This is a genomic window from Streptomyces sp. V3I8 (assembly GCF_030817535.1).
Lineage (GTDB): Bacteria > Actinomycetota > Actinomycetes > Streptomycetales > Streptomycetaceae > Streptomyces.
Map to the genome: position 1 here is coordinate 7,855,375 of NZ_JAUSZL010000002.1, position 12,910 is coordinate 7,868,284.

Here is a 12,910-nt window from a genome sequence, read left to right on the forward strand (position 1 = left end):
TTGTCTCAGGTACCGGCCAGTCTGCACCCCGGCACTGACAGTCACCCCCCGGACGGCGTTCCGGTGCAGGTCAGGACGTTTTCACGAGGTGCGGGCGCGGGGCGCCGGCCACCGGTGATGTGGGGAACGTCTCCTGAGCAACCCGGCCCCCGTTCCCGTACGCAAGGGCACCCGGTGTGCGCGTGCGGCACGAGGAGAGCGGCATGAGGAGAGCGGCATGAGGAGAGGGGTCCCGATGGCGGCTTTGCGTGGTCCGAGGGCGTTGCTGTGGCGTTGGCGGCCCAACCCGCTGCGGCGGCGCAGCGACAGGGTCGAGGCCTGGACCGTGCTCGCCGTGTGGCTCCTCGCCCTGCTCACCGGGACACTCGCGGGGCTCTCGGTGACGCGGTCGGTCGAACAGGGCCTGGCGCGGGAGCGCGTCGAGTGGCGGCCCGTGACGGCGCGGCTCACCGGACACGCGCCCGGCACGGCGTCCGGCGCCGAGCAGGTGTGGGCCGAGGTCCGCTGGTCGGCGCCGGACGGTTCCGCGCACCTGGGGCGGGCCCGGGTGGAGCCCGGCAGCACGGCGGGCACCGCGGTCACCGTGTGGACCGACCCGCGGGGCCGTCTCGTCACCAGGCCCGTCACGGAGGCCCAGGCGGCCCTGCGGGCAGGGCTGATCGGAACCCTCGCGGGCGCGGGCGCGGCGGTGGTGCCCCTCGCCGGCGGGCGGCTGGTCCGGGGCCGCCTGGAGCGGCGGCGGCTGGACCTGTGGGACACGGAGTGGGCGCGGGTCGGCCCTCGGTGGAGGTGGAGGACCGGCTGAGGGGACGTTCCCCCTCCGCCGGTCCACCGGGGACGGTTCCCGTCAGACCGAGCGGTGGTACTGGTCCGGCACATGCACCTCGGCGCCGCGCTCGCGGGCCGCGTGCAGGGCCCACGAGGGGTTGCGCAGCAGCTCCCGGCCGAGCAGCACGGCGTCCGCCTCACCGTTGGCGAGGATCTTCTCGGCCTGCTCGGCGTCGGTGATGAGTCCGACGGCGGCGACCGGCATCGACGTCTCGTTCTTGATCCGGGCGGCGAAGGGGACCTGGTAGCCGGGTCCGACGGGGATGCGCACGCCGGCCGCGTTGCCGCCCGTGGACACGTCGACCAGGTCGACACCATGGGCGGTCAGCTCGGCGGCGAGGCGGACCGTGTCGTCGGCCGTCCAGCCGTTCTCCTCCAGCCAGTCGGTGGCCGAGATGCGGAAGAACAGCGGCTTGCCGTCGGGCCACACCTCGCGCACGGCGTCGACGACCTCGAGGGCGAAGCGCACCCGGTTCTCGTACGAGCCGCCGTACGCGTCCGTGCGCCGGTTGGAGTGCGGGGAGAGGAACTCGCCGATCAGGTAGCCGTGGGCGCCGTGGATCTCGGCGATCTCGAAACCGGCGTCCAGGGCCCGCCGGGCGGCGTCGGCGAACTGGCCGACGATCTCGCGGATCCCGTCCACCGTCAGCTCGGTCGGCACGGCGTGCTTCTCGTCGAAGGCCAGCGGGCTCGGGCCGAGCGGCTGCCAGCCGTACGCCTCGGGGCCGACCGGCGCGCCGCCCTTCCAGGTGCGGTCCGTCGAGGCCTTGCGGCCGGCGTGCGCGAGCTGGATCGCCGCAACCGTGCCCTGGGACGCCAGGAAGCGCGTGATGCGCCGGAACGCCTCGACCTGCGTGTCGTTCCAGATGCCCAGGTCGTACGGCGAGATCCGGCCCTCGGGGCTGACCGCGGTGGCCTCGACGATGATCAGGCCCGTCCCGCCGACGGCGCGCGCCCCGTAGTGCGCGAAGTGCCAGTCGGCGGGGGCGCCCACCGACGGGCCCTCCGGCGCGGCCGAGTACTGGCACATCGGCGGCATCCAGACCCGGTTCGGGACGGTCAGCTCGCGCAGGGTGTAGGGCTCGAAGAGCGCGCTCACGGCGGACTCCAATCGTGGGGCGGGGGCCGGGTTGTCGACTCGTACGATAGACATCGTAGTACGGCGGATGTCAAACTACGGGAGTCCTCGTACAATGAGGGACTCCGGGGACCTCCGGACCCCGGACCCGACGGACTGGAGCCGCCGTGACGATCGCCGCCCCGACCGGCAGCAGCCGTGATCTGCCGCACCCCCGGCGCGGGGAGATCCGGCTGGAGGCCGTGCTGCACGCGCTCTCCGACCCGCTGCGGCTGCAGGTCGTACGTGAACTCGCCGCCGACGGTGACGAGTTGTCCTGCTCGCACTTCGATCTGCCGGTCACCAAGTCCACGACGACGCACCACTTCCGGGTGCTGCGCGAGTCCGGGATGATCCGGCAGACCTACCGGGGCACCGCCAAGATGAACGGGCTGCGGCGGGACGATCTCGACGGCCTGTTCCCCGGTCTTCTCGATAGCGTGCTCGCGGCGGCGGCGCGGCAGGCCGTGCGGCTCGGGAGCCGCTGATCGCGTTCGGCGGAAAGCGCTCCCGGGACCGCCACCGGCACGCCGGCGGGCGGATCGGGGGGCGCGCACCGGTCCGTACGGATGTCAGGCGGCGGGCGGAGGCGCCATGTCGCCCACCGGCGGGTTGAGGCGGGCGAAGCCCTCCTGGCGCTGGTAGGGGAAGTACGGGTAGGCCGCCGTCCTGCTGCTCGCCGCGTCGAGTTTGGCCAACTGGTCGGGCGTGAGGGTCCAGCCGACGGCACCGAGGTTCTGACGCAGTTGCTCCTCGTTGCGGGCGCCGATGATGACGGAGGAGACGGTCGGCCGCCGCAGCAGCCAGTTGATGGCGATCTGCGGAATTTTCCGGCCGGTCTCCTGCGCGACCTCGTCGAGGGCGTCGACCACGCGGTAAAGGTGTTCGTCCTCGACGGGCGGGCCGTATTCCGCGGTGCGGTGCAGCCGGCTGTCGGCCGGCAGGGGCCGGCCGCGGCGGACCTTGCCCGTGAGCCGTCCCCAGCCGAGAGGGCTCCATACGAGGGCTCCGAGGCCCTGGTCCAGTCCGAGGGGCATCAGCTCCCACTCGTAGTCGCGGCCGACGAGGGAGTAGTAGACCTGATGGGCGACATAGCGCGGGTGGCCGTACCGCTCCGCGATCGAGAGGGACTTCATCGCCTGCCACCCGGAGAAGTTGGAGATGCCCAGGTAGCGGACCTTTCCGGCTCGTACGAGATCGTCGAGCGCGGACAGGACCTCCTCGATCGGCGTGCCGGCGTCGAAGGCGTGCAGTTGGAACAGGTCGAGGTGGTCGGTGCCGAGCCGGCGCAGCGCGTCCTCGCACGCGGTGATCAGGCGTGACCGGGAGGAGCCCGCGTCGCCCGGACCGTCACCCGTCGGCAGGCTGGTCTTGGTGGACACGATCACCTGGTCCCTGCGACCCTTGATCGCCTCGCCCAGCACTTTCTCGGAGGCGCCGCCGGAGTACACGTCGGCGGTGTCGAACATCGTGATCCCGGCGTCCAGGCAGATGTCCACCAGGCGGCGCGCCTCGCGCGCGTCGGTGTCGCCCCAGGCGCCGAACAGCGGTCCCTGCCCGCCGAAGGTGCCGGCGCCGAAGCTCAGTACGGGGACCTTGAGACCCGACGCGCCCAGCCGTCTGTATTCCATGACCGTTCCTCTCTCACTTCTCGCTGCCTGACTGGCTAATGGTTCTGGAGTTCCGTTAGCCTGGCCCTCAACGTAGCAGGCGTGAGCCATTAATGAAACTGGAGTCCCGTTATGGGGTTTGAGGGTGCCGATCCGGGGACCGTCCGGCCGGGAGGGCGCACGGCGCGGGTGCGGTCGGCGGTGCTGCGGGCCGCTGGGGACGCCCTGGCGGAGCACGGCTTCGCCCACCTGGACCTCACCGACGTCGCCCGCCGTGCCGAGGTGGGCAAGACCACCGTCTACCGCCGCTGGGGAACGGTGGCCGTCCTGGTGGCCGACCTGCTGGTGGACATGGCCGAGCAGTCACTGCCGCGTACCGAGACCGGGTCGCTGCTCGGCGACCTCAAGGCCAACGCCCGGCTCGTGCAGCGCACCTTGGCCGATCCGCGGCAAGGAGCGCTGTTCAAGGCGGTGATCGCCGCCGCCACCTGCGAGGCCAGGACGGCCGAGGCCCTGCACCGCTTCTACGACGTCCGCGTCCAGGAGTGGGCGCCCTGCGTCCGGCAGGCCGTCGACCGGGGCGAGGTGCCCGAGGGTACCGATGCCCACGAGGTCGTCCGCGCCGTCTCGGCCCCCCTCTACTACCGCCTGCTGACCACCGGTGACCCTCTCGACGAGGCCGCCGCGGACCGGGCCGCCGAGGCCGCCGCGGCCGCGGCGCGTGCGGGGGCGTACCTGCGGGGCGCCGGATGACGGAGGCCGTCGCGGGCAGCGGCCCGCGGGCCGAGCGGCCTGACGTCGCGGTCCGCCGGCCTCGGCGGGCCCAGCGGGGAAGCGGACGGCCGGGCGGCGAGGACTCGCCGCCCGGCCTCTCCCGGCGCGCGTCCGCCGAGCAGGACGCCCGGTGAACGGACGCGTCGGCCTGCTGCCGCCCTGCCCGCTGCGCGGCCTGTGGGCCGTACGGCACGGGCAGAGCACCGCCAACGTGGCCTTCGCCGCGGCGGAGAGGTCCGGCTCCACCGCGCCGGTGCCGGGCCGCGACCGTGACGTCCCGCTGTCCGGGCCGGGCGCCGTGCAGGGCGCGGCGCTGGGCGACTGGCTGGCCGGACGGACCCCGGGAGCCGGGCCCGACCTGGTCGTGTGCTCCCCGTACCTGCGCGCCCGGCAGACCTGGGAGGCGATGGCGGACCGCGCGGCCGGACTCGGCACGCCGCGCATGGACGTGCTGGTCGACGAGCGGCTGCGCGACCGGGAGATGGGCGTCTTCGAACTGCACCCCGCGGCCGCGCTGCGGGCCCGGGCACCGGAGGAGGCCGCCCGCCGCGAACTGCTGGGGGAGTGGAACTACCGGCCGCCCGGCGGCGAGGCCTTCACCGACGTCGCCGTCCGGGTCGGCCAGTTCGTCTCCGACCTGGGCCGCGCCGCGCCCGGGCGGCGCGTCCTGGTCGTCGCGCACGACGGCGTGGTCGTCGCCCTGCGCCACGTACTCGCCGGGATCGGCGCCGTCGCGCCCGAGCGGTTGCCGCCCGTCCCGAACGCCTCCGTGTCGTCCTGGGACGGTGACGGCCACCGGCTGCGCCTGACCTCCTGGGGCGACACCGCCCACCTGGCTCCGACGGACACCACGGGAGGAACGCCCCGCGCATGAACGGCCGCTCTGTCCCCGATCACCCAGGTGGTCAGGGACCCGGTCGTCCCAGGCAGCCGTTCACGGCCGTGGCGGTGGCGGCGGGCCCTCATGATTCACGACCAGGACCGTTCCGCCACCCACCTGCGCGGTAGGACGGCGAAGCCTTTCTGACGGATGGCGGCAGCCGTACGGGAACCCGGCCGTGACGCGGGGCGCGGGGGCGTACACGGCTGGTCGCGCAGTTCCCGCGCCCCTCACCGGGCGTCCTGCCCCCCGGCCGCTCGCATCAGTGACTCCCAGTCGGGGAGTTTCACCACCCCTCTGCCCAGGGAGGCGCCCAGTTCCGCCTCCGCCCTTTCGATCGACTGCCAGTCCGACCAGCCGACCGGGCGCAGGCCCTCGGACCGCAGGGCCGCGAGCGGGTCGGGCGGGACCTCGCGCAGGGCGAGGGCGGGAGCGTCCTCCAGGAGTGAGGCCACCGTCTCCTTCGCGCAGGGGCGGTTGGTGCCGATGACGCCCGTCGGGCCGCGCTTGATCCAGCCGGCCACGTACTCGCCCGGCGCGACCGAACCGTTGCGCAGCACGCGGCCCGCGACGTGCGGAACGGTGCCGCGGTCCGCGTCGAACGGCAGGTCGGCCAGGGGAACCCCGCGGTAGCCGACCGAGCGCAGGACCAGCTGTGCCTCGACGTCCTCGTACCGCCCCGTGCCCGTCACACCGCCGCGGCCGTCCGGAAGGGTCCGTTCGAAGCGGACCGCGCCCACCCGTCCTGTCGCGTCCGGGAGCAGTGCGACCGGCCGCAGGAAGAAGCGGAGCCGGATCCGCCGGGACCCGGCCGTCCGTGGCCGCTCGGCCCAGCCACGCAGCACCTCGATGTTGCGGCGCTGCGCGGCGGGCAGCCCGGACGGATCCGCGTACGCCGGATCGAGCGCCAGCTCCGCCGGGTCCACCAGCACGTCGGTGTCGGGCAGGCCGCCCAGTTCCCGTAGCTCCTTGGTGGTGAAGCGGGCCTGGGAGGGGCCGCGCCGCCCCACCATCCGGATCTCCCGCACCCGGCTGTCCGACAGCGCGGCGAGCGCCGCCTGGGGCATGTCGGTCGGGCTCAGTTCCGCGGCGCCGCGGGCCAGGATCCGCGTCACGTCCACCGCCACGTTCCCCACACCGATGACGACCGCCGTCCGCGCGCCGGCCACGAAACCGCCGGAGACGACGTCCGGGTGCGCGCTGTACCAGGACACGAAATCGGTCGCCGACCAGCTGCCGGGCAGCTCCTCCCCGGGCACCCCGAGATGCCGGTCGGTGGCGGCGCCCACGCAGTACACGACCGCGTGGTACAGCTCTCTCAGACGGGCGGCCGGCAGCCCGTCCGGGCCGACCCGGACCCCGCCGAGGAACCGCACCCGCTCGTGCTCCAGGACGGTGCGCAGCGTGCCCTGCAACGACTTGATCTTCTCGTGGTCGGGCGCCACGCCGTAGCGCACCAGGCCGTACGGACACGGCAGCCGGTCCAGGACGTCGACCCTGACCCCGGGCACCCGGTCCTGCTGGACGAGACCCTGCGCGGCGTACACCCCACTCGGCCCCGAGCCGACGACGGCGACCTGCAGCACGGCACGACCCCTTCCCCGAGGAGAACGAGGAGCTCGCTGATGCTTCCAGCATCGCACCGCACCGCGCGCCGGGGGAGGGGCGGGACAGGCCGCTGCGCCGACGGTGTGGACACGGGCCCCGCTCGCGCGCCTGTCCACGATGAAGGTGATCACGCGGTTACGTTGCCTGCGTGCTGGAAACATCCTTTCTTAATCTTTCTGATCGTGATGAGCCGGACGGTGCGGTGTCGGTACGGCGCGCCTGGGAAGTGCGGGAGAACGACACCGCCACGACCTGGTGCGACGTCCGGCTGAGCTTCGCCGACGGCGCCGGCGTACGCCTGCTCGCGGCGGTGTGCGGGAGCAGTGTCTCCATCGAGGACGTACGCGCCCGGCCCGCGCTCTCGCTCGACGACCTGGCGGCGCTGCCGGACTGGATCGAGGGCCCGCTCCTGGCGGCGTGCGCAGGCGCGTCCGCGGTACCGGGCGCCTCCGGCGGCGACGGGAGTCCCGACAGGCGGCACGCGCGCCCCGCCCCGCAGTGCGGCACCGGGAGCCGCCGACTCGTCGCGGGCGAGTACCTGGCGGCCCAGCGGGCGGGACGGGACCCGGTGCTCGCGGTGATGGCCGCGACGGGGCACAGCCGACGGCACTCGCTCCGGCTGATCGCGGGGGCGCGGGACGCGGGGCTCCTCGCGCCCCGCCATGTCCGCCGCTGAGGCTGATCGCGGGGTGGCGGGCGGCCGGCTCCGGGGTGCGGGTCCGTCGTGACCGGGCGCGCAGTTCCCCGCGCCTCTTCCGGGGGCGCTCCGTCACATTTCGCGCATCCGGCTGATCTCGGTCGTCTGCTGGGCGATCACGTCGTCGGCCATCTCGCCGATCTGGATGTTGTTGCCCTGCGAGAGGACGTCCGTGGCCATGGTGATCGCCCCGTTGTGATGGGTGATCATCAACTTCAGGAAGAGCTCGTCGAACGCCGCGCCCTTCGCCGCACGCAGCGTCTTCAGCTGCGTGTCGGTCGCCATGCCCGGCATCACGTCGTGGTGGTGGCCCCCGCTCTTCTTGCCGCCGCCGCCGTGGTTCTCGAGCCAGGCCTCCATCGTCTCGACCTCGGGACCCTGCGAGGCCGAGATCCGTTCGGCGAGGCGCTTCACCTGCGTCGATCTGGCGCGTTCGGGGGCGAGTTCCGTCATCTCGATGGCCTGCTGGTGATGCTCGATCATCATCCGGGCGTAGTCGAGGTCCGCGGAGTTGGGGGTGTCGTCGTCGGAGCGCTGCTCCGCGGCGTCCTCGGCGGAGAGCGTCTCGGCCGCCTCGCCCGGTTTGCCGGGCGCGATCACCGAAGGGCCCGTGGACGGCGCGGACTTGGCGTCGTCGTCCGAACCGGTGCAGCCGGCGAGCGCGAGGACGGCGACCGTCACGGACGCCGTGATCAGACGGCGGGACGTACGGCGAGCGGGCACAGCGACCTCCTGTGGCACATGAATCGGCGGACACCTCGTGGGCGCGGGCACCTCGGTGGGTGCCGATGACCGTCCTAGCACGCTTCCACGCGCCGATGATCAAAAACATTCATTACGAATGCGTTGCCACCTGTTGATCTGTGCATGATGAAGACGATACTGCGGTGGTACCTGAACCGTTCGACTTCGAACGGCGACTAGGGAGGACGCAGTGACCCTGTTGAACAATCTCCGAACGCGGCGCAGACGTCTGGGCGTCGCCGCCACCGCGGCCGGCCTGCTGGCCGCACTGCTCACGGCAGGTCCCGCGGTCGCGACCCCCGACCCCGGGGACGCGCCGACGACTTCGGAAAAGGTCTCCAAGAGCGCGGCGGCCGAGGCCAGAGCGGCGATCGCGAACGGCGAGATACCCGGGCAGGACGAGATCGTCCACTCGGACAACATCCAGCACCTCACGAACATCCCCAAGGACGCCCTGCCCGGCACCAACTCGGACCTCGCCTTCCAGGGCAAGTACGCGTTCGCCGGCAACTACGACGGCTTCCGCATCTTCGACATCAGCAACCCGAAGTCCCCGAAGACGGTCGCCCAGGTGCTCTGCCCGGGCTCCCAGAACGACATCACCGTCTCCGGCGACCTGCTCTTCCTCTCCACGGACTCCTCGCGCAGCGACAACTCCTGCAGCAGCACCACGCAGCCCGCGACCGAGAAGTCCTCCTGGGAGGGCATGAAGGTCTTCGACATCAGCGACAAGAAGAACCCGAAGTACGTCGCCGCCGTCGAGACCGCCTGCGGCTCCCACACCCACACGCTGGTGCCGGAGCGCAAGAACGTCTACATCTACGTGTCCTCGTACTCGCCGAGCGCCACGTTCCCCGACTGCCAGCCGCCGCACGACGGCATCTCGGTCATCAAGGTGCCGCGCAGGGCTCCCGAGAAGGCGGCGGTCGTCAACTTCCCCGTCCTGTTCCCCGGTGAGGGCGCGGACGGCGGCGGCAACCCGGGCGGACCCACCAACCCGGGCGTCTCCAAGACGACCGGCTGCCACGACATCACCGTGCTGCCCTCCAAGGACCTCGCGGCGGGCGCCTGCATGGGTGACGGCATCCTGTTCTCCATCAAGGACCCGGAGAACCCGAAGGTCATCGACCAGGTCCAGGACAACGTGAACTTCGCGTTCTGGCACTCGGCGACCTTCAACCAGAAGGCGAACAAGGTCGTCTTCACCGACGAGCTGGGCGGCGGCGGCGCGGCCACCTGCAACGAGACCGTGGGTCCGAACCGCGGCGCGGACGGCATCTACGACATCGTCGGCAAGGGCGACAAGCGCAAGCTCGTCTTCAAGAGCTACTACAAGATCCCGCGCCACCAGGCCGACACCGAGAACTGCGTGGCCCACAACGGCTCGCTGATCCCGGTCAAGGGCAAGGACATCATGGTCCAGGCCTGGTACCAGGGCGGCATCTCCGTCTGGGACTTCACGAACTCCTCGGCGCCGAAGGAGATCGCCTACTTCGAGCGCGGTCCGCTGAGCACCACGACCATGGTCACCGGCGGCTCCTGGTCCGCGTACTACTACAACGGCTACATCTACTCGAACGACATCGCCAAGGGCTTCGACGTCCTGAGGATCGACGACCGTCGTACGGACCCGGCGAAGTGGAACCGGCAGAGCGAGCTGAACGTCCAGACGCAGCCGGACTACTTCGACTGACCCGCCCCGTCCGTCTCCTGGTTCCGCTCACCACCGTGACCGTGACCGGGCCCGGGACCGCGCCCGTGACCGTCGTCCGGCTCGCGGCTCCCGGGTGCGAAGAACCGTGAAAGGTCCTCGTGGTACGTCCCGCCGGGCGCTTCGGCGTCCGGCGGGGCACCCCGCTCCCACTCGAGCCCGTAGCGCCGGAACAGCTCGCCGCGCAGCACCGGCACCGGCATCGGGACCCCCGGCACCAGCGCCGCGAACACCGCGCCCATCAGCAGCGCCCGCAGCATGGGGTAGTCGGCGACGGTGTCCGGCGAGCCGTAGCGGGACATGGTGTCGCTCAGCAGTTCCGCCAGCCGGCGCTGCTCCGGACACTGCTTGAACCCCTCGCCCTGCAGGATGCCCGCCATGTGCTGACGCATCACCACCGGATGGTCCCGGGCGAGGCCCAGGACCGCGTCGATGGCCCGCGCCATCCGCTCCCGGCCGTCCTCGGTACGCGGCTCGCGCTCCAGCGCCTCCTCCAGCGTGCGGTGCATCAGCCGGTGCACGGCGGACTGGACGAGCAGACGTTTGCCGGGGAAGTAGTACGAGACCAGACCCCGGGCCGAGCCCGCGCGGTCCGCGATGTCGCCCAGCGTCGTGGCGTCGTACCCCCGCTCGCTGACCAGCTCCAGCGCCGCCTGCAGGAGCCTCTCGCGGGAACGCCGACGCAACTCTTCATTGACCGATGCGCTGCGAGGGGACATCCTATGTACTCCTGCGTTGACTGGCTGTCAGCCAACTATACGCAGCACGTCCGGACAGGCCCCCGCGGGGACCCGCCCGGGCTGCCGTCCGTCCGGGGCGACGCGGGGGATCGTCCCGGACGGACGGAGCCGTCCTGTCGCCGGGGCGTCGCCCGCTCCTTACAGTGGGGGGAAAGGGCCGAGGAGGCGTACGCGCATGGATCAAGAACAGATCCTGGCCAGGATCACGGCGATGGTCGACGACGAGCGCAAACTCCGTGACGCCCTCGCGTCCGGGGAGATCGACAACACGACCGAGCAGCAGCGGCTGGGGCAACTGGAGCGCGAGCTGGACCGGTGCTGGGACCTGTTGCGCCAGCGGCGCGCGAAGTCCGAGTTCGGCGAGAACCCGGACGACGCCCAGGTGCGCCCCTCGTCCCAGGTCGAGAACTACCGCAACTGACCGCCCGCGGACCACTGCGACGGACCGTCCGCGGACCACTGCGACGGACCGTCCGCGGACCACTGCGACGGACCGTCCGCGGACCACCGCGACCGACCGCCCGCGGACCACCGCGACCGACCGCCCGCGGACCACTGCGACGGGACCGCTCGCGACCGGCCGGCGGTGTCGCGGATCAGGCCTTGCGCGGCACCAGGTCCAGCACGGGCCGCAGCCCGTCGGGTCGCTCGGCCACCGGCAGGTGCTCGACGAAGTGCACCGCGCACCCCACGGCCGCCGCTCCGCCGTCGGCCCGCCGGTCGTCCCCGACCATCAGCGTGGCGCGCGGATCGGCCCCGAGCGCCTCGCAGGCGATCGCGAAGAGCCGGGCGTCCGGCTTCTGCACGCCGTGCTCGTACGACAGGACGTAGGCGTCGACGTACGCGTCCAGGCCGTGCTCGCGGAACACGGGACGCAGGTCCCAGCCGATGTTGCTGACCACGCCGACGCCGACCCCCCGCTCCCGCAGGGCGCGCAGCACCTCGGACGCGTCGGCGTACGGGCGCCAGGCCGCCGGGCTCATGTGCCGGTCGTACAACGCGTCGTACAGCTCCGGAACGGGCAGTGCCACCTGGCGGCAGGCCCCGGTGTACGCGGCCCGGTGCAGTTCGGCGCTCTTGTCGCGCACGCTCCACAGCGGGACCAGCTCGTCGGGCACCGGCCCCGTCCGCGGAGCCCCGCCGGGCAGCGCGCCCGCCGCCTCCAGCTCCTTCGCGGCCCTGAGCAACTCCTGCTCCGGCAGGGGTGTTCCGGTTTCGGTCAGCACGGCACGCAGCCAGGCTTCGGGGGACTCGATACGGAAGAGGGTCCCGGAGAAGTCGAACAGCACGGCGTCCATGCGGGGACCGTACCCGGGCCGGGGCCCGGCCGGTCACCGTCCGGCCGGTCACCTGCCGAACAGGCCCGAGACCGCGTCCACCAGGCCGCCGATCAGACCCGGCGAGGAGGATTCCGCCGGGGCGGGGTCCGCCGAGGTGTCCGGTGCGGGTGCTTCCGAACCCGGCTGTGTCGCGGGCTCCTCGCCCGTGTCGGGGGACGAGGACGGGGACGGCCGGCCCGCGGGCGTCTGCGTACCTTCGCCGGTCCCCGAACCGGCGGTGCCGTTCGCCCCGGCGGACGGGGCGGCCGTGGACTTCCCGTCCGCCGGGGCGCCGGAGCCGCTCTCCTGCGACCGCGGACCGGCCATCACCTCCGTGCCCGTGGTGGCCTCGGTCCCCTGACCCGTAGGGGGCCGCGCGGCGGTGGTCGCGGGGCTGTCGGCGGCCGGGGCGCCGGACTCCGTCCGCTCCGGTTCCCCCACCGCCTTCGCGCCGCGGTCGTGGTGGTCGGTGCCGACCACGCCGGGGATGCTGAGCCAGGGAGCGGAGGAGTCGCGGTCGGTGACCACGAGGCCCAGGGTCGCGGCCGAGCACACGCAGCCGGCCGCCACGAGCCAGCCCGCCCGGCGCATCCGGCCGGCCCGCCGACCGCTCGGGTCGACGAACACCGGCGCACCGGTCGCGATCGCGGACCGCTCCGCCTGCGCGGATTTGCCCAGCCTCGCAGGCTCGTCCGCGACTGCCGACCGCCCGTCCGCCCCGGTGCCGGGTTCCCGGGCATCCGGTTCCTGGACATCCGGTTCCTGGACACCGGGTTCCCGGGCGTCGGGTTCGGCGCGGTCCAGGACATCCGTACCGCGCTCCGGGCGTATGTGTCCGCCGTCGCCCGCCTTGCCTGCCATGCAACTGCCTTCCGCTTCGGT

General features: G+C 72.7%; 14 protein-coding genes. 7 read left to right on the forward strand and 7 right to left on the reverse strand.

Going from position 1 to position 12,910, the window contains the following annotated elements; genetic code table 11:
• Nucleotides 1-235 precede the first annotated feature (235 nt).
• The gene (locus QFZ75_RS34675) at nt 236-805 is read left to right on the forward strand and encodes a hypothetical protein (protein WP_307543308.1); all 570 of its coding nucleotides are present in this window, start codon (nt 236-238) and stop codon (nt 803-805) included.
• A gap of 42 nt (nt 806-847) precedes the next feature.
• On the opposite strand, the gene QFZ75_RS34680 is transcribed toward QFZ75_RS34675, so the two are convergent.
• Nucleotides 848-1,927 (reverse strand): NADH:flavin oxidoreductase/NADH oxidase, encoded by a 1,080-nt coding sequence (locus QFZ75_RS34680; RefSeq protein WP_307544986.1) that lies wholly within the window; start codon nt 1,925-1,927, stop codon nt 848-850.
• A 146-nt stretch (nt 1,928-2,073) separates the two neighbouring features.
• Here QFZ75_RS34680 and QFZ75_RS34685 point away from each other — a divergent pair, with 146 nt between their 5' ends.
• Nucleotides 2,074-2,433, forward strand: coding sequence for an ArsR/SmtB family transcription factor (locus QFZ75_RS34685; protein WP_373465985.1), 360 nt, complete (start codon nt 2,074-2,076; stop codon nt 2,431-2,433).
• A gap of 84 nt (nt 2,434-2,517) precedes the next feature.
• Here the strand turns inward: QFZ75_RS34685 and QFZ75_RS34690 are convergent, their stop codons facing one another.
• Complete coding sequence (locus tag QFZ75_RS34690; RefSeq protein ID WP_307543310.1) at nt 2,518-3,576, reverse strand: aldo/keto reductase; 1,059 nt, start codon at nt 3,574-3,576, stop codon at nt 2,518-2,520.
• 111 nt (nt 3,577-3,687) lie between these two features.
• On the opposite strand from QFZ75_RS34690, the gene QFZ75_RS34695 reads away from it, so the two are divergent.
• Entirely contained in the window at nt 3,688-4,308 is a 621-nt protein-coding gene (locus QFZ75_RS34695) for a TetR/AcrR family transcriptional regulator (protein WP_307543311.1), read from the forward strand.
• Nucleotides 4,309-4,459: 151 nt separating this feature from the next.
• Nucleotides 4,460-5,203 (forward strand): histidine phosphatase family protein, encoded by a 744-nt coding sequence (locus tag QFZ75_RS34700; RefSeq protein WP_307543313.1) that lies wholly within the window; start codon nt 4,460-4,462, stop codon nt 5,201-5,203.
• A 236-nt stretch (nt 5,204-5,439) separates the two neighbouring features.
• On the opposite strand, the gene QFZ75_RS34705 is transcribed toward QFZ75_RS34700, so the two are convergent.
• Nucleotides 5,440-6,795, reverse strand: a complete 1,356-nt coding sequence (locus tag QFZ75_RS34705; RefSeq protein WP_307543314.1) for an FAD-dependent oxidoreductase — start codon at nt 6,793-6,795, stop codon at nt 5,440-5,442.
• Nucleotides 6,796-7,019: 224 nt separating this feature from the next.
• Here QFZ75_RS34705 and QFZ75_RS34710 point away from each other — a divergent pair, with 224 nt between their 5' ends.
• Complete coding sequence (locus QFZ75_RS34710; protein ID WP_307543317.1) at nt 7,020-7,493, forward strand: DUF6214 family protein; 474 nt, start codon at nt 7,020-7,022, stop codon at nt 7,491-7,493.
• A gap of 93 nt (nt 7,494-7,586) precedes the next feature.
• Here the strand turns inward: QFZ75_RS34710 and QFZ75_RS34715 are convergent, their stop codons facing one another.
• A complete protein-coding gene (locus QFZ75_RS34715) occupies nt 7,587-8,237 on the reverse strand; it encodes a DUF305 domain-containing protein (protein ID WP_307543319.1) in 651 nt (216 codons plus the stop codon).
• Nucleotides 8,238-8,448: 211 nt separating this feature from the next.
• Here QFZ75_RS34715 and QFZ75_RS34720 point away from each other — a divergent pair, with 211 nt between their 5' ends.
• Nucleotides 8,449-9,951 (forward strand): LVIVD repeat-containing protein, encoded by a 1,503-nt coding sequence (locus tag QFZ75_RS34720; protein WP_307543320.1) that lies wholly within the window; start codon nt 8,449-8,451, stop codon nt 9,949-9,951.
• Here QFZ75_RS34720 and QFZ75_RS34725 read toward each other — a convergent pair.
• A complete protein-coding gene (locus tag QFZ75_RS34725) occupies nt 9,939-10,688 on the reverse strand; it encodes a TetR/AcrR family transcriptional regulator (RefSeq protein WP_307543322.1) in 750 nt (249 codons plus the stop codon). The two genes, QFZ75_RS34720 and QFZ75_RS34725, sit on opposite strands and share 13 nt — an antisense overlap.
• A 196-nt stretch (nt 10,689-10,884) precedes the next feature.
• On the opposite strand from QFZ75_RS34725, the gene QFZ75_RS34730 reads away from it, so the two are divergent.
• Nucleotides 10,885-11,130, forward strand: a complete 246-nt coding sequence (locus QFZ75_RS34730) for a DUF2630 family protein (RefSeq protein WP_307543323.1) — start codon at nt 10,885-10,887, stop codon at nt 11,128-11,130.
• 175 nt (nt 11,131-11,305) lie between these two features.
• On the opposite strand, the gene QFZ75_RS34735 is transcribed toward QFZ75_RS34730, so the two are convergent.
• Together QFZ75_RS34735 and QFZ75_RS34740 are read right to left on the reverse strand one after the other, a co-directional pair.
• Complete coding sequence (locus QFZ75_RS34735) at nt 11,306-12,007, reverse strand: HAD family hydrolase (protein ID WP_307543324.1); 702 nt, start codon at nt 12,005-12,007, stop codon at nt 11,306-11,308.
• A 48-nt stretch (nt 12,008-12,055) separates the two neighbouring features.
• On the reverse strand, nt 12,056-12,889 hold the full coding sequence (locus QFZ75_RS34740; RefSeq protein ID WP_307543326.1) for a hypothetical protein: 834 nt from the start codon (nt 12,887-12,889) through the stop codon (nt 12,056-12,058).
• Nucleotides 12,890-12,910: the final 21 nt, after the last annotated feature.